The following is a 14863-nucleotide window of genomic DNA, read 5'->3' on the forward strand; positions in this document are numbered from 1 at the left end:
AACGCCATGTATTCGGAGGCAGACATGACTAAAAATATTGCGGTAATCCTTTCCGGCTGTGGCGTGTACGACGGCGCGGAAATCCATGAAAGCGTGCTCACGCTGCTGCGTCTCGACCAGCGCGGCGCCAAGGTACAGTGCTTTGCACCCAATATTGCGCAAATGCACGTGATCAACCATCTGACCGGCGAAGAGATGCCCGAGTCGCGCAATGTGCTGGTGGAGTCGGCACGGATCGCCCGCGGTGCGGTCAAGGATATCCGCGAGGCCAATGCCGCGGATTTCGACGCACTGATCGTGCCCGGCGGCTTCGGCGCCGCCAAGAACCTTTCCAACTTCGCGGTCGAAGGGGCCAATTGCAGCGTCCAGGCTGAAGTCCTGGCCCTGGCCGAGGCCTTTGCCGAGGCGGGCAAACCGGTGGGCCTGATCTGCATCACCCCGGCCCTGGCCGCGAAGATCTACGGCCCGGGCGTCATCTGCACCATCGGCAACGATGCCGACACGGCAGCGGCCTTGAACAAGATGGGGGCCACCCATGAAGAATGCGTGGTCAGCGAGATCGTCGAAGACAAGGCCCGCAAGCTGGTCAGCACCCCGGCCTACATGCTTGCGCAGTCCATCGGCGAAGCCGCAGCGGGGATCAATAAACTGGTCGATCGCGTACTGGAACTGACCCACGAAGGCGATGCCTGAAGCCAGCCGCAGGCTGGCGTAAGAGCCAGTCGCGCTTATACGCGCAGCAGGCGCGTCAGGATCCGGTCCAGGGCATTGGCGAACGCCTGCTTCTCGCGTTCGCCATGGGGCGCCTGCCCCCCGCTCATCTGGCCTTGCTCACGCAGATCGGTAAACAGGTTGCGCACGGCCAGCCGCTCGCCCATGTTCTGCGCATCGAACTCCTTGCCTCGCGGGTCCAGGGCCGCCACGCCCTTCTTCACCAGGCGGTCCGCCAGGGGCACATCGCTGCAAATCACCAGATCGCCAGGCTCGGCATGTTCGACCAGGTAATCATCGGCGGCATCCGGGCCGCTGGGCACCACGATCAACTTGACGCAGGCAAACGCCGGCTTGATCTGCGGCTGCCCGGCGACCAGCAGCACCTCGAACCCGCGCTTGAGGGCAAACCGGACCACCTGGTCCTTGGCTGCCCGAGGACAGGCATCGGCATCAATCCAGACACGCATGCGCACACCACTCCCGTCAGTAGAAAGGCGCCATGATGCCAGTCGCGCCCACTCCACGCGACCTGGCTCAGGCGTGCCTCAGGACGCAGTCGCCCGGCGCTTGTCCGCCAGTTTGCTGCGGCTGTAGAGCACGATGATCGCGATAATCGCCACCGCCTGGGCGGCCAGCGAGTAGGCATCGGCATGAATGCCCAGCCAGTCGAAATCGAAAAACGCCACCGGCCGCGTGCCGAAGATCCCGGCTTCCTGCAGCGCCTTGACGCCGTGCCCGGCGAACACTACCGACAATGCGCACAACAGCGCCGCGTTGATCCCGAAGAACAGCGCCAGCGGCAACTTCGCCGAGCCGCGCAGAATGATCCAAGCCAGGCCAACCAATAGCAGCAACGCCGTTGCCCCGCCCGCCAATACGGCGTTATGCCCTGCCGGGCCGGCCTGCAGCCACAGGGTTTCGTAGAACAGGATCACTTCGAACAGTTCGCGATAGACCGAAAAGAACGCCAGGATCGCGAAGCCAAAACGCCCGCCACCGCTGACCAGGCTGCTCTTGATGTAATCCTGCCAGGCCGCAGCGTGGCGCCGGTCGTGCATCCACACGCCCAGCCACAACACCATGACACTGGCAAACAGCGCTGTGCAGCCTTCGAGCAACTCGCGTTGGGCCCCACTGACATCAATCACATAAGCCGCCAGCGCCCAGGTCGCCAACCCTGCCAGCAACGCCAGGCCCCAACCGATATTGACGCTACGCACCGCCGACTGCTGGCCTGTGTTGCGCAAAAACGCCAGGATCGCGGCCAGCACCAGAATCGCCTCCAGGCCTTCGCGCAACAGAATCAGCAGGCCGGAGATAAAGCTCAGCGACTGGCTTAGCCCGTCATTGCCGAGTAACTGCGCAGCGGCCTTGAGTTTTTCCTTGGCGATCGCCAGGCGCTGCTGCACCTGCTCGACGGGCAAACCGTCCTGCAATGATTGCCGGTAGGCCATCAGGGCTTTCTCGGTGTCCTTGCGTACGTTGGCATCAACGTTATCCAACGAGCTTTCGACCAGCTCGAAACCTTCCAGATAGGCCGCCACGGACAGGTCATAGGCCTGCTCATGATCGCCAGCCTGGTAGGCCGCCAGACTCTTGTCGAGGGTCGCCCCGGTGTAGTCGAGCAACTGCGCCGGCCCACGGATCGCCTTCGGTGGCTGCGCTCGCTGCGCACGGAACTGCGTGGCAGCGTCCCGACCTTCGCTGGCCAGCACCTCGTTGGGGGTATGGCGTGCCAGGTCGGCGAGGTTGTAGCTGTGCTGGGCCCCTGGCGTGGGTGCCTGGGTACTGAAACTGGCGATATAGGTCGCCAGGTCCCAGCGCTGGCGCTCATCCAGTTGATCGGCGAACGCCGGCATATCCGTGCCGTCGATCCCCAGCCCCAGGGTGTTATAGAGGTCGTAGAGGCTCAGCCGGTCCATGCGTACCGCCTGCTGCAGATTGGCCGGAGGCGGCTCCAGCCCTACCCCGGCCGGCCCATCACCCGCACCGGCAGCCCCATGGCACACCGAGCAATGCTGCGCGTAGAGGGGCGCGCCACGGGTCGGATCCGGCGTGATCACCGGCGCCTGACTGATCTCATAAGTCACCGCCAGCCTGGCGCCCAACTGACGGGCCTGGCGAGCCACGCTGGCGCTGTCCTCGCGCTGGCTGACGGCCGTGCGCAGGCGAGCCACGCCCTGCTCCAGCTCAGCCCGCTCAGGATGCTGCGGCAAGGCGGCGACCAAGCCTTGCAACACCGTGAGAAACTCCAGTTGCTCACGGTACTCGGACGCATCGATGACCTTGCCATCCTCTACCGTCGCCGGGTAATCAGCGCCGATATAGTCGAGTAGATGCAGCGCCTGAGCGCCGCCGTCCACAGTGTTCGCCTGCAGGCCAAAGCTGCACAGGACAAACACCGGCAACACTAGCCAGGCCAGGAAACGTGAAGGGGCGGTCATGGGGGAGGATCCAAATGGAAACAATAAGTAACATATTGTTCACTCTCAATCGTCCGCACTCAAGGGCTCGCAGGCACAACTGACCATTCTTTCGTCGCCCGGCCAGAGTTCAGGCTGTTTTCGGGCTTGCCAGCGCTGTACCCGACTATCGAGCAGCCCCCGGCTATTGGTGTTCAGGGAGTCCTCGCGCACCATGGCCAACCGCCCTCGCCGGCCCTTGCTCCTGAGCGGCGCGTTGCCGCACTCGGATGCGTGCGGCCGAACCTCATGCGACGGCGAACTCAATACCGCCAGCGAGCACTGGCAGGCCAGGAAGATAGACACGGCATGGGCTCGGTCAAACTCGATACTGGCTGAAACCTACGCGTGTCTGACAGCGGCCTTAGCAGGAGCGAGTCTTACCACTCCTGCCATTTTGCATCAGGGAATCAGACCGCGGCTTTACGGATGGTGGCCAACAGTCCTGCCGCGCCCACGAACAGGCCGGCGAAGGTGCGGTTCATGCGCCGCTGCTGAGCGGGCGTGCGCAACAGGCGCAGCACCTGCGAAGCCAAACCGGTGTAACCCGCCATCACGATCAGGTCGACGCAGACCATGGTCACCCCTAGGATCAGGTACTGGGACACCAGCGGTGCATGGGGATCGATAAATTGCGGCAGCACCGCGAGCATGAAGACCAGCGCCTTGGGATTACTGATATTGACCAGGAAGCCGCGAAACACCAGGGCCAGGGGCTTGCCGATGGGGCGAATGGCCGCGTCATCGCTCAGGTCGGTGGGCAACGCCCGCCATTGCTTGACCGCGAGATAAACCAGATAGGCTACCCCAAACCACTTGATCGCATAGAAGGCCGTGGCCGAAGTGGCGAGAATCGCCCCGACGCCCGCCGCGACAATCGCGATCTGCAGGGCCAGGCCCAGTTGCAGGCCAAGAGCGTTCCAGTAGCCACGCCAGAAACCGTACTGCAAGCCACAGGACATCGACGCAATGGCGCCAGCGCCAGGAGAAAGGCTGATTACCCAGCACGCTGCAAAAAAGGCCAGCCACGTCTCAAGGACCATCACGCACCCCGCAAAAGAACTGTTACAAAGCCCTAAGCTAATCCGCGCGCGCTCGCTTGACCATCATTTTTTACGGCAAAGGCCCAGTCTTACTGGCCCGGAAGGTTTTCGCTGGAGCTGGGGGCCAAGAGGTCGCTGCCACGCCAGCGGCGAACCGAGCGCTGGAAGAACAGACTGTTGGGCACCTGCACCATCGCACTGCCGGTGCCCAGCTCGGCCGGCTCGACCAGGGTGGTGTAGAGCAGGTTGATCGCCACCACACGGCCCTTGATCCCCGGCTTGTCGGTGGTATCCACCAACTCGACCACATCGCCCAAGCGAAATGGCCCAACGGTAAAGATCAAAATGGCACACAGTAGGTTCGACAGCACACTCCACATGGCGAAGAACGCCACGGCCGCAACGGCGACAAAGCCGGACAAAGCAGTCCATAGCACCGTGGCAGATACGCCCAGGCGTTCGAGCACAAAAATCAGGGCACTGCCCATGATCAGCCAGCGCAGACCGCCCCGCAGCGGCATCAACAACTGCGGCGGGAAGGGATAACGCTCGCCCAGACGAGTCAGGCCCCGGGCGACAAAGCGTTGGGTCAGGTAACCCGCCAGCAGGATCAGCAGGATCTGCAAACCCATCCACAGGGGTTCGACCCAGGCGGCCGGCAAACCCAGCTTGAACCCGTCCATCAGGAGAGCGCCTCGAGCTCGGCCTGCATCGTCTCGACCCGCTCCAGGGCCTCCATCCAGGCCTCCTCCAGCTCGCCTTCGCGCACTTTCAGCTTGGCCTGCTCGGCCAGCAGATCGCGCAGCTCATCCTTGCGTGCCGCCTCGTAGACAGCACTATCGGCCAGACTGGCTTCGATTTTCGCGAGCTTCTCGTGGAGCTTGCCCAGTTCGGCTTCCAGCTTGTCGGCTTCGCGCTTGTGCGGTGCCAATTGCTGACGCAATGCCGCAGCGGCCTGGCGCTGGGCCTTTTTATCGGTCTTGTCGGCGTTCACCGGGGCGGTGCTGACCGGCGCGTTGCGCTGACGATAATCCACCAGCCAGCGCGCGTAATCTTCGAGGTCGCCGTCGAACTCCTGGACCTTGCCATCAGCCACCAGCAGGAAATCGTCGGTGGTGCTTTTAAGCAGGTGTCGATCGTGGGAAACCACCAACACCGCACCGCTGAACTCCTGCAGAGCCATGGTCAGCGCCAGGCGCATTTCCAGGTCCAGGTGGTTGGTCGGCTCGTCGAGCAACAGCAGATTCGGCCGCCCCCAGGCAATCAGCGCCAGGGCCAGGCGGGCTTTCTCGCCACCGGAAAAATTCAGCACCGGCTCGTCGATCCGCGCACCCCGGAAGTCGAAACCGCCAAGGAAGTCACGCAGCGTCTGCTCGCGCTCGGTCGGTGCCAGGCGTTGCAGATGCAGCAACGGGCTGGCTTTCGGGTCGAGAGAGTCGAGCTGGTGCTGGGCAAAGTAGCCCACCACTAGGTTCTCGCCACGCACCAGGCGCCCGGACAGCGGTTGTAATTCGCCGGAGAGGTTTTTGATCAGGGTCGATTTACCGGCACCGTTCGGCCCCAGTAGCCCGATACGCGCGCCGGGGGTCAGTTGCAGCTTGACCTTCTCCAGGATGGTCGTCTCGCCATAGCCCAAGCGGGCATCGGACAGGTCGAGCAAAGGGCTGGAGATTTTTTCCGACTCACGGAAGACAAAGTCGAAAGGCGAATCGACATGGGCCGCAGACAATTCCTCCATCCGCTCCAGGGCCTTGATCCGGCTCTGGGCCTGACGGGCCTTGGTCGCCTGCGCCTTGAAGCGCGCGATGTATTTTTCCATGTGGGCGCGCTGCGCCTGCTGCTTCTCGTACGCCTGCTGCTGTTGGGCCAGGCGCTCGGCGCGGGTCCGCTCGAAGGCACTGTAGCCGCCGCGATAGAGCGTCAGCTTGCGCTGTTCGACATGGGCCACATGATCGACCACGGCATCGAGGAAGTCGCGGTCGTGGGAAATCAGCAGCAAGGTGCCGGGGTAGCTCTTGAGCCACTCCTCCAGCCAGATGATGGCGTCGAGATCCAAGTGGTTGGTCGGTTCATCGAGCAACAGCAGGTCCGATGGACACATCAGCGCCTGTGCCAGGTTCAGGCGCATCCGCCAGCCACCCGAGAAATCGCCGACCTGGCGATCCATCTGCTCATTGGTAAAGCCCAGCCCGGCCAGCAGCTTGCGGGCCCGCGCATCGGCGGTATAGCCATCGGCACTGTCCAGCTCGGCATGCAGGCGCGCCTGGGCAGCCCCGTCGTGGGCGGCTTCGGCAGCCGCCAGCTCGCGCTGGACCTGACGCAAGCGCAGGTCACCATCGAGCACATAGTCGACCGCCAGGCGTTCGAGCGTGTCGACCTCCTGGCGCATGTGCGCGATGCGCCAGTCGGCCGGCAGCAGGCAATCGCCGGAGTCCGGGGTCAATTCACCGCGCAGCAAGGCGAACAGGCTGGATTTGCCGGCACCATTGGCGCCGATCAGGCCGGCTTTGTGGCCGGCGTGCAGGGTCAGCTCGGCGTCTTCTAGCAGACGTTGCGGGCCACGCTGTAAAGTCAGGTTCTGAAGTCGAATCATAATGGCGGCGGAGTCTACCAGCTTCGCTCGCAACTGGCTTGGGTAGGAAGATGACGACTGACCTGTGGAGTTTCGCCCTCAAGACCTACGCCCGCCCGGGCGTGGAAGAGGCCTGCCTGCGACTGCAGAGCGACGGGGCCAATGTCTGCCTGTTGCTTTGCGCTGCCTGGCTTGGACAGCGAGGCGTAGCGTGGGAATCCCCGCGCACGCAAGCGCTACGAGAGGTGGCGCAGCCCTGGCATGACGAGGTGGTCGAGCCCCTGCGCCGATTACGCACGCAGTGGCGCGACACAGCCCAAACGGATCAAGCTTTGCGCGTTTTGCGCGAGCAGGTGAAGAGCCTGGAGTTGGAGGCGGAGCGGCAGTTGTTATTGCGTCTGGAGGGGGTATCGCAAAGCTGGCCGCAGGGTGCGGCCGAGGACCTGCCGATCTGGCTGCAAGCATGTGCAGGCCGGACCGGCAGGGCTCATCACGACGCGCTGCAGAGATTGCGCGTCGCGATCACCGACGCTTAGGAAGCGCTGGTCGGGGTGCTGCTGGTCGCGGCCGGAGCCGGGCTCGCCGCAGGCGTTGCGGTAGGCGCCGGTGTCGATACCGCAGGCTTGCTCGCGGCCGGAGCGACAGCAGGTTTTGCCGCAACGGCGGGCTTCTTCACAGCTGGCTTTGCAGCAGGCTTGGCCGCTGGCTTTGCAGCAGATGCCTTGGCGGCAACGGCCGGTTTAGCCGCAGGTTTGGCCGCAGGCTTAGGAGCCGGCTTGGCTGCTGCTGTTTTGGCAACTGCTGGTTTAGCCGCTGGCTTGGCTGCGGCGGGCTTGGCGGCCGCTTTGGCAGGTGCTGCTTTGGTGGCTGCAGGCTTGGCCGCCGCGGTTTTGGCAACCGGTTTAGCCGCTGGTTTGGCTGCAGGCCTGGCCGCGGGCTTCGCCGCAGACTTGGCTGCGGTTTTAGCCGCTGGTTTGGCAGCGCTGGCAGCAACAGGTTTCTTCGCAGCAGGCTTCGCCGCCGCTTTGGCAACGGGCTTGGCAGCTGGTTTAGCAGCTGGTTTGGCCGGGGCTTTTGCCGCTGCTTTGGCTGCAGGTTTGGCCGCTGGCTTTTTCGCCGCTGCGACTGGAGCAGGCTTGGCAGCACGCGCGGTCAGCGCCTTGGATACGGCCTCTTTCACGCGACCTACACCCTGGGCCAATTTCAGGCTTTCCTGGGCATCGCGCTTGAGTTGCAGGATGTAGCTGCGGGTCTCGGACTGACGCTCTTTGAGTGCGTCGAGCAGTTCTTCAAGCTCAGTCACTGCGCCCTTGGCCTTGCTTTGCGCCTTGGCTTTGCCGGCAGCGGCTGCGTCCTGCAGCTTGGTACGCGACTTGTGTAGTTTTTCCTGCGCCTTACCGCGTTGCTTCTCAAGCTTGGCGAGCAATTTTTCAGCATCAGCCAAAGCTTGCGAACAAGCATTTTCCAAATGATCGAGCAGGCTGCCCGAAAGCTGTTGGAGTAAGTGCAACGGAGTATTTACAGGCTTCTTTTTCGCCGACATGGTTTACCTCCTGGCTGACGTGAGTGCGGCTCATACTAGACCTCTGGCGTAAGCGCCGCTAGGGCATGTTGACAGTATCGAAAGCGCTGCGTTGCATGTAGGAACAAAACTTGAGCAGGATCATCCAGAAGGCAAAAAAAATGACGTCAGCGCCCGATAAAAATTCCTACGTTTACCTGCGCAATCCTCGGTATGAATTCATCACCAAAACGACCCTACGGTTGTTCCACATGCAGCCTCCGGCGCTGGCATAATCCAGCGCACTCACGTGTCGGAGCCCGTTTATGCCGCGTTATCTACTGCTCTCTCTTTTCCTGGTGCTGCCTCTGGCCCAGTCAGCACCCGCGCCCGACGACAAGGCCCATGACCTGGCCTACAGCCTTGGCGCGAGCCTGGGCGAACGCCTGAAGCAGGAAGTCCCGGATCTGCAGATCGACGCTTTGGTCAAAGGGCTGCAACAGGCCTATCAGGGCAAGCCCCTGGCCCTGAGCGATGAACGTATTGAACAGATTCTTACCGAGCACGAGGCTCAGGCGAGCGAGCAGGACGGCCCACCGAAAACGGAAGTGGCGTTAAGCGCCGAGAACACATTCCTTGCCCAACAAAAAAACCTGCCGGGCACTCGTGAGCTGGGTCACGGCATCTTGCTCACCGAACTGGTGCCCGGCACCGGCACCAAGCCAGCGGTAAATGGCAAGGTGCAGGTTCGCTATGTGGGACGCTTGCCGGACGGCACGGTGTTTGACCAGAACGACCAGCCTCAATGGTTCCGCCTGGACAGTGTGATCGAAGGCTGGCGAAATGCGCTGGTACACATGCCGGTCGGGGCGAAATGGCGGCTGGTGATTCCTTCCGCCCAGGCCTATGGCACCCAGGGTGCCGGCGACCTGATTGCACCCTTCACGCCCCTGGTCTTTGAAATCGAACTGCTCTCGGTAGGCGACTGACCGAGCAGAAACGAAAAACGGTGCGCCATGCGCACCGTTCATTGGACTCCTGATTCACCCATCAGACCTGCTGTTCGGCAGCTTCTTCCTTGTGCGCGTTGTGCAGCACTTCGATCAGGCAATCCTCAAGTTCGAAACGCTCATGCAACAAGCCCCCGAGTTCCTTGAATTTCTCCGCGACACACTTGCCTTCATCGCACAGGTCGTTAAAGGCCAGCAGGTTTTCGGTAATGACATCGATCCGTGGATAGATGGTCTTGGCCAGTTCCAGGCCACGTTGATCGCCGAACGCCTTGGCCTCGCTGGTCAGTTGTTCGTAGATCTCAAAATGACCGGCCGAAACATAGTCGACCAACACCCCACAAAACTCCTGCAATGGTGTGCGGCTCTCGCTTAAAGCAGCGGGGTCGGCCCCCAGTACATCGTAGGCTTTCACCAGTTCGTGGCGGTCTTGCAACCAGCGATCGATCAGCAGATGCACTCCACCCCATCGTTCCTGAGCATTCTGACAACTTTCGAGCATGGTGATCTCTCTTCCCTTGATGGGCATGACGTCCAGTGACCACACAAGGTCAAAAACCACCCTGGAGGGAGACTATCTGGCGACATATTTGATAACGCGTGCGGGCCAGATTATGCCCGCGCGACAACCGCTTCAAGGTACGCAGGAGAGAAAGTTCATACAAGCGTTTAATCCTGAGCAGTTGTCGCACCTGTACCTTGAGGCATTAGAAATGCCCGGAGGGGCGTATCAGCGGGTAAAGCGCCAATGCACTCATGGCGACAAAAAACAGCAGGCTCCATTCCGGAATGCTCAAGTCAAAGAGTGTCCAGTTGATGTAATAGCACTCCCACGAGCCGTTGAAAATCAACTTGAATGCCTGAAACAGCGACATATTGTCCAGCAGGTAATCCAGCCCCGGTCGGCAGAGGTGCAGCGGCCCGAGCTTGGACGCCGATAGCAGCACGACCTGGCGCGCGGCCACCGCCACGCCCCCCAGGCTGAACACCAAGGCACAGAGGGCATACAGACGAGTACCCAGCCGATCCGGCCCCTGCGCCAGCCCCGCCAGCGTGGTCACGCAAAAGCCCAGCAACAGATAACGCTGCAGTATGCACAACGTGCACGGCGTCAATCCGACCCAATGTTCCAGATAGAACGAGCCCCCCATGGCCATGACACCAGCCAAAAAAAGCACGAGAAAAAAAGACCGCGAGGGGGCCAAGAACATGGCTTATCCGTGACAAAGAAAACAAGCAATCACGTTAGTGGAAAGGGCTTGCCCCTTTCAAGGCAAGCCAGCACGGACACTTCTGCAAGTCTGTAGAGAATTGCCCGCTACAAAAAAACGAACCACCAAGGAAACATGTAGGAGGTTTCCCGGCAATAGTTTTCAGAACCACTTTTCAGGGCAATGGCAGTGCGAGAATCCGCCGATCGAGCAGGCCAAGCCCTTCCTGGAACAGCTGATTGCTGCGCTCGGTATCCCCCAGCTGCGCCAACAACCTGGCCAGTTCGGCGCAAGCCTCGGGGTTGCGCTGCACGCGCAAACTGCTTTCCAGATAATCGCGCGCCTTACCCCACAGGCTGTTTTGCAGACACAGCCGTCCCAGGGTCAGCAGCAGCGATGGATCGTCCGGGTGCTCCTTGAGCCACCCTTCTGCAGTTTGTAGCTGACGAGCCGGATCCTTGCCCCGCAACAACCCATAGAGCCGTGCCAGGTGGCTGTTGTATTCGCGCTTCATCGCGCCGCGCAGTACTTCCTCGGCGTCGGCCTCGGCGCCCAGCTGGCGCAGCTGTTCGGCATAGGCCAGGACCAGTTGCGGCTCATGGCGTTGTGCGGCTGTTAGTTGCTGCCAGGCGCGCTGCAACGACTGCAAGCCGGCTTCGCCTTCCTGCTCACGCTGTGCGGCCAGTGTCAGGTTCTCGCCCCAGGCGCGGCGTTCCAGCTCGGCCAGTTCGTTGGCCGGCAGGACTTTGTCCTTGCGCAAGGCCGGCATCAGCCGGATCAGGGCTGACCAGTCGCCACGCTGCTGGTGCAGGCGTTGTAGCTGGCGCAGCACCTGCACACTGTGCGGATGACGCTCGTGCATGACTTGCAGGGTTTCCAGCGCCGCCTCGGTCTCACCGCGATCGGTCTGTAACTGCGCGTGGCTCAGGGCAATCGCCAGCTCGGCCTGGGGCTGGCGCTCCAGCGCCCGTTCCAGCAACTTGTCGCTGTCCTCGTAGCGCCCCAACTCGTTGGCCGCCCGCGCCGCGCCAAGGTAATACAACAGTGGCTGGCGTTCCGCCTCGGCAGCACGCTGCAGATGACGCTGAGCGCTGGCCCAGCGGCCTTCGGCGAGGTCCATCTGACCCTGCTCGATTGCCATCTGAATCCGTCGGCTGCGATTGCGCCGCGACCATGGGTTGACGACGCCAGTGGAGGTCATGACCAGGACAACCAGCGCCTTGATCAGCCAACAGGCCAGCCAGATACCCACCAGCAGAGCGAGGGTTGCCCACAGGCTCGACTCATAGCGAAAGGTGTCATAGGCAATCAGTACGTAACCCGAATGCTTGGCGATGGCGACGCCAATCAACGCCGCGGCAGCAATGACCAAGAAGACAATGGCATAGCGACGCTTCATGGCGTGGCCTCCTGCACAGCAGGTGGCGGTGCCGAGGCTTTAGAGCCATCGTCGGCACTCACATGTCGCTGCTCGAGATAAGCCTGCACCGCACCCAGCGTGCCCGCCAGGTCTGGGGTGACCACGGTGACCGGCTGCTTGGACAGCTGGACGAGTTGCTCGAGCATCACTTTACTGGGGCCGTTGTCCTGGTTGAAACTGCCGACAAGCACATCACGCGCCTGCGCCAGAGCGTGTTCATAGACGGCAGCCTGACCATTGAGCGCAGCCCATTGCGCTTGCTCCAGGGCCAGGCTGAGGGCCAGACGAACCTGAGTCAGACTTTGCCCGGCCAGCAAGGGACGCACATTCTTGTCGGCATTGAAATCGATCCGGAAGTAATGGGAGAGCTTGTCCCACCATTCAGACCAGCGACTCGCACCATCGCCATCGGCGGTCAGGCGCGAAACGGAGATGCCCTGGTCGCGGAACTCGGGGGCCAGTTCATTGAGCTGTTGCACCTGGTCACGCAGCGCGGCCAGACGCAGGAACAAACCCGTGCGATCCGGTTGCTCAACGCTGTTCAGGGCCGCCAGGCTCTTGGCCAGTTGTTCGCGAGCGGCGAAGGATCCCGGGTCGTTCTGCTCACGCAGAATTTCATCCGCGCCTTGAACCAACGCACGCGCGCTGGCGATGTCCTGCAACGCCGACAACCGAAGGCTGGCCAGGCGCAGAAGATGCTCGGCCTCGGCCAGGCGCCAGTCCTTGCGACTGGCACCAAGCACGGTTTCCAGACGCTGATTGAGCCGCTGCTGATCGCCCTGCAACTGCGCAACCAGGCGGCGCCGATCTTCCAGCTCACCGGCAGCCGGCAGTTCGTCGAGCCGACTAGCCAGGCGCTGGTCATTGAGCTTGAGCGCCTGCGCTTGTTCACCAACGCTCTGCAACTGGCTCAACTGCTGTTGCTGACTGGCCTGCAGCGAACGCACCTGCCAGACGCCCCAGCCGCCCGCCGCCACTCCGGCGACGCCCAGTAACAAGGCCACTGCCACCAGGGCGCCGCCACGGGGCTGGGCCGGCTTCTGGACCGGGGATTGCGCCGGCGTGTCGAGCGCGGGCGGGGTTTGATCTTGGGGCAAGGCTGTTTCGCTCACGTATCCATCCTTTGCGTTTGGAAAACGGGTACGGGGTGTTCCCGCAGCGCCGCTAGCAAAGCCGCGGCACTGGCGCCACGACAATCCACAACAGTTCGGGCGCCGGCGGCACGCGCCATTTGGGCAACCCGAGGGCTTGGTACAAACAACGGCAGCTCGGCCAATGCCGGCCAATCCTGCCCGGCCAGTTGCTGCAAGTGCTCGAACCCCTGTCCACTGCTGACCACCAGGCCATTCAAGCGTTCCGCGCGAATCCGCTGCACCAGCTCGTGCGCAGCATAAGTGGGCAGCAGGCGGCGGTAGAGTTCCATATAGTCGACACTAGCACCTTGCCCACGCAAGCGCTCAGCCAGCATTTCCCGACCGCCCTCGCCCCGCATGATCAATACACGGGCGTGCGGGCGGGCCACGGCCTGCTGAAAAGCCGGCAGTGCCAGCAATGCCTCGCTGTCATCCCCTTGCGCCGGGGTAAAGACCTCGAGGCCGCGATCCGCAAGAATCTGTCCGGTTGCCGCTCCCACCGTGAACCAGCGCAGGGCCGGCGGCTGCGGCCAGTATGTATCCAGCAGCTCGAGGCCCAGGCGGGCAGCGGGCTTGCTGACGACGATCACCGCGCAATAAGCCTCCAGCCCGAGCATCATCGCGCGGCGCGGCGCATTGACGGGCAAGGCCTCGATCTCCAGCAATGGCAGGCTGGTACTGAAAATGGCGGACTCGGCGAGCAACTGCTCGAGCGCAGCCGAATCTTCGGCCGGACGAGTCAGCAGCAGGCGCCAGCCCGTCACTCGTGGCCCGCCTCGCCATAGACGGCTTGCAGAATGGCGTCGGCGCCTTGCCCGAGCAGATCTTCAGCGACCTGAACGCCCAGGGTCTGCGCAGCCCCGCGCGGTGCCCGGGCATCAGCCACCAGCAGCAAACCGCCCGACGGCTGGCCAACCAGGCCACGCAGCCACAGTTGATCACCCTCCAGCACTGCATAGCAGGCAATCGGCACCTGGCAGCCACCGTTCAGGTGCTTGTTCAACGCCCGTTCGGCGGTGACACGATCCGCGGTATCGGCGTGATGCAACGGCACCAACAGTTCATGGATCGCCTTGTCGGCACTGCGACACTCGATCCCCACGGCACCCTGGCCACCGGCGGGCAGGCTGTCTTCGACCGTGATGGCACTGGTAATGCGCTCTTCAAAGCCAAGGCGGATCAGCCCCGCGGCTGCAAGGATAATCGCGTCGTACTCACCAGCATCGAGCTTGGCCAGACGGGTATTGACGTTGCCGCGCAGAAAACGGATCTGCAGGTCCGGGCGCCGCGTCAGCAATTGGGCCTGGCGGCGCAGGCTCGACGTACCCACCACGCTGCCGGCCGGCAAGGCGTCCAGACTGGCGTAGGTATTGGAGACAAAGGCATCGCGTGGGTCTTCACGCTCGCAGATACAGAACAGACCGAGGCCTTCGGGGAAGTCCATCGGCACGTCCTTCATCGAATGGACGGCAATGTCGGCTTCATTCTCAAGCAGCGCGGTTTCCAGCTCCTTGACGAACAAGCCCTTGCCGCCGATTTTCGACAATGGCGAGTCGAGCAGCTTGTCACCACGGCTGACCATGGGCACCAGAGTCACCACGAGGCCCGGGTGAGCCTGCTCCAGACGAGCCTTGACGTATTCGGCCTGCCACAGGGCCAGGGCACTTTTGCGGGTAGCGATGCGGATTTCGCGAGAGGACATGGATCAATCCGTACTGAATAGATACGGCAGATAATAACAGCTCAGCCAAAACTGCTTTGACTTGTATCAGAAGGGTGCGGCCTCCCTGGCCGGAA

The 14863-nt window shown here is 62.4% G+C and carries 15 protein-coding genes; 3 read left to right on the top strand and 12 right to left on the bottom strand.

Features of this window, described 5'->3' with window-relative positions; genetic code table 11:
• Nucleotides 1-24 precede the first annotated feature (24 nt).
• Entirely contained in the window at nt 25-693 is a 669-nt protein-coding gene (elbB, locus tag NPS46_RS10050; protein WP_274106686.1) for an isoprenoid biosynthesis glyoxalase ElbB, read from the top strand.
• A gap of 35 nt (nt 694-728) precedes the next feature.
• Here the strand turns inward: elbB and NPS46_RS10055 are convergent, their stop codons facing one another.
• From NPS46_RS10055 to NPS46_RS10075, 5 genes are all read right to left on the bottom strand, one after another.
• Complete coding sequence (locus tag NPS46_RS10055) at nt 729-1181, bottom strand: YaiI/YqxD family protein (protein ID WP_274106688.1); 453 nt, start codon at nt 1179-1181, stop codon at nt 729-731.
• Nucleotides 1182-1259: 78 nt separating this feature from the next.
• On the bottom strand, nt 1260-3158 hold the full coding sequence (locus tag NPS46_RS10060; RefSeq protein ID WP_274106690.1) for a cytochrome c/FTR1 family iron permease: 1899 nt from the start codon (nt 3156-3158) through the stop codon (nt 1260-1262).
• 428 nt (nt 3159-3586) lie between these two features.
• A complete protein-coding gene (locus NPS46_RS10065) occupies nt 3587-4219 on the bottom strand; it encodes a LysE family transporter (protein ID WP_274106692.1) in 633 nt (210 codons plus the stop codon).
• Nucleotides 4220-4308: 89 nt separating this feature from the next.
• Nucleotides 4309-4902, bottom strand: a complete 594-nt coding sequence (locus NPS46_RS10070) for a mechanosensitive ion channel family protein (RefSeq protein ID WP_274106694.1) — start codon at nt 4900-4902, stop codon at nt 4309-4311.
• Nucleotides 4902-6812 (bottom strand): ATP-binding cassette domain-containing protein, encoded by a 1911-nt coding sequence (locus NPS46_RS10075; RefSeq protein WP_274106696.1) that lies wholly within the window; start codon nt 6810-6812, stop codon nt 4902-4904. Before NPS46_RS10075 ends, NPS46_RS10070 begins: the two co-directional genes overlap by 1 nt.
• Nucleotides 6813-6862: 50 nt before the next feature.
• On the opposite strand from NPS46_RS10075, the gene NPS46_RS10080 reads away from it, so the two are divergent.
• Entirely contained in the window at nt 6863-7327 is a 465-nt protein-coding gene (locus tag NPS46_RS10080) for a TIGR02444 family protein (protein ID WP_274106698.1), read from the top strand.
• Here the strand turns inward: NPS46_RS10080 and NPS46_RS10085 are convergent.
• Nucleotides 7324-8334: an AlgP family protein gene (locus NPS46_RS10085; protein ID WP_274106700.1), complete on the bottom strand. Its 1011-nt coding sequence runs from the start codon at nt 8332-8334 to the stop codon at nt 7324-7326. The genes NPS46_RS10080 and NPS46_RS10085 overlap by 4 nt on opposite strands.
• 284 nt (nt 8335-8618) lie before the next feature.
• Between NPS46_RS10085 and NPS46_RS10090 the strand changes: the two genes are divergently transcribed.
• Nucleotides 8619-9281, top strand: a complete 663-nt coding sequence (locus NPS46_RS10090) for an FKBP-type peptidyl-prolyl cis-trans isomerase (RefSeq protein ID WP_274106702.1) — start codon at nt 8619-8621, stop codon at nt 9279-9281.
• A 61-nt stretch (nt 9282-9342) separates the two neighbouring features.
• Here NPS46_RS10090 and rsd read toward each other — a convergent pair whose 3' ends face one another.
• The 6 genes from rsd to hemC form a co-directional block, all read right to left on the bottom strand.
• On the bottom strand, nt 9343-9804 hold the full coding sequence (gene rsd / locus NPS46_RS10095; protein ID WP_274106704.1) for a sigma D regulator: 462 nt from the start codon (nt 9802-9804) through the stop codon (nt 9343-9345).
• 205 nt (nt 9805-10009) lie between these two features.
• Entirely contained in the window at nt 10010-10513 is a 504-nt protein-coding gene (locus NPS46_RS10100; protein ID WP_274106706.1) for a disulfide bond formation protein B, read from the bottom strand.
• Between the two features lie 175 nt (nt 10514-10688).
• Nucleotides 10689-11912, bottom strand: a complete 1224-nt coding sequence (locus NPS46_RS10105) for a heme biosynthesis protein HemY (protein ID WP_274106708.1) — start codon at nt 11910-11912, stop codon at nt 10689-10691.
• A complete protein-coding gene (locus NPS46_RS10110) occupies nt 11909-13045 on the bottom strand; it encodes a uroporphyrinogen-III C-methyltransferase (RefSeq protein WP_274106710.1) in 1137 nt (378 codons plus the stop codon). The genes NPS46_RS10105 and NPS46_RS10110 overlap by 4 nt, the downstream gene beginning before the upstream one ends.
• Nucleotides 13042-13830, bottom strand: a complete 789-nt coding sequence (locus NPS46_RS10115; protein WP_274106712.1) for a uroporphyrinogen-III synthase — start codon at nt 13828-13830, stop codon at nt 13042-13044. Before NPS46_RS10115 ends, NPS46_RS10110 begins: the two co-directional genes overlap by 4 nt.
• Entirely contained in the window at nt 13827-14768 is a 942-nt protein-coding gene (gene hemC / locus NPS46_RS10120; RefSeq protein ID WP_274106714.1) for a hydroxymethylbilane synthase, read from the bottom strand. The genes NPS46_RS10115 and hemC overlap by 4 nt, the downstream gene beginning before the upstream one ends.
• Between the last annotated feature and the right edge of the window lie 95 nt (nt 14769-14863).

The organism is Pseudomonas putida (assembly GCF_028682395.1).
GTDB classification, from domain to species: domain Bacteria; phylum Pseudomonadota; class Gammaproteobacteria; order Pseudomonadales; family Pseudomonadaceae; genus Aquipseudomonas; species Aquipseudomonas putida_AB.

What these genes read in the sequence shown, in the direction of transcription:
- NPS46_RS10070 (WP_274106694.1), bottom strand. Translation starts at nt 4,902, where the DNA reads ATGGACGGGTTCAAGCTGGGTTTGCCGGCCGCCTGGGTCGAACCCCTG.
- hemC (WP_274106714.1), bottom strand. Translation starts at nt 14,768, where the DNA reads ATGTCCTCTCGCGAAATCCGCATCGCTACCCGCAAAAGTGCCCTGGCC.
- NPS46_RS10055 (WP_274106688.1), bottom strand. Translation starts at nt 1,181, where the DNA reads ATGCGTGTCTGGATTGATGCCGATGCCTGTCCTCGGGCAGCCAAGGAC.
- NPS46_RS10090 (WP_274106702.1), top strand. Translation starts at nt 8,619, where the DNA reads ATGCCGCGTTATCTACTGCTCTCTCTTTTCCTGGTGCTGCCTCTGGCC.
- NPS46_RS10075 (WP_274106696.1), bottom strand. Translation starts at nt 6,812, where the DNA reads ATGATTCGACTTCAGAACCTGACTTTACAGCGTGGCCCGCAACGTCTG.
- NPS46_RS10060 (WP_274106690.1), bottom strand. Translation starts at nt 3,158, where the DNA reads ATGACCGCCCCTTCACGTTTCCTGGCCTGGCTAGTGTTGCCGGTGTTT.
- rsd (WP_274106704.1), bottom strand. Translation starts at nt 9,804, where the DNA reads ATGCTCGAAAGTTGTCAGAATGCTCAGGAACGATGGGGTGGAGTGCAT.
- NPS46_RS10080 (WP_274106698.1), top strand. Translation starts at nt 6,863, where the DNA reads ATGACGACTGACCTGTGGAGTTTCGCCCTCAAGACCTACGCCCGCCCG.
- NPS46_RS10105 (WP_274106708.1), bottom strand. Translation starts at nt 11,912, where the DNA reads ATGAAGCGTCGCTATGCCATTGTCTTCTTGGTCATTGCTGCCGCGGCG.
- elbB (WP_274106686.1), top strand. Translation starts at nt 25, where the DNA reads ATGACTAAAAATATTGCGGTAATCCTTTCCGGCTGTGGCGTGTACGAC.
- NPS46_RS10100 (WP_274106706.1), bottom strand. Translation starts at nt 10,513, where the DNA reads ATGTTCTTGGCCCCCTCGCGGTCTTTTTTTCTCGTGCTTTTTTTGGCT.
- NPS46_RS10085 (WP_274106700.1), bottom strand. Translation starts at nt 8,334, where the DNA reads ATGTCGGCGAAAAAGAAGCCTGTAAATACTCCGTTGCACTTACTCCAA.
- NPS46_RS10065 (WP_274106692.1), bottom strand. Translation starts at nt 4,219, where the DNA reads ATGGTCCTTGAGACGTGGCTGGCCTTTTTTGCAGCGTGCTGGGTAATC.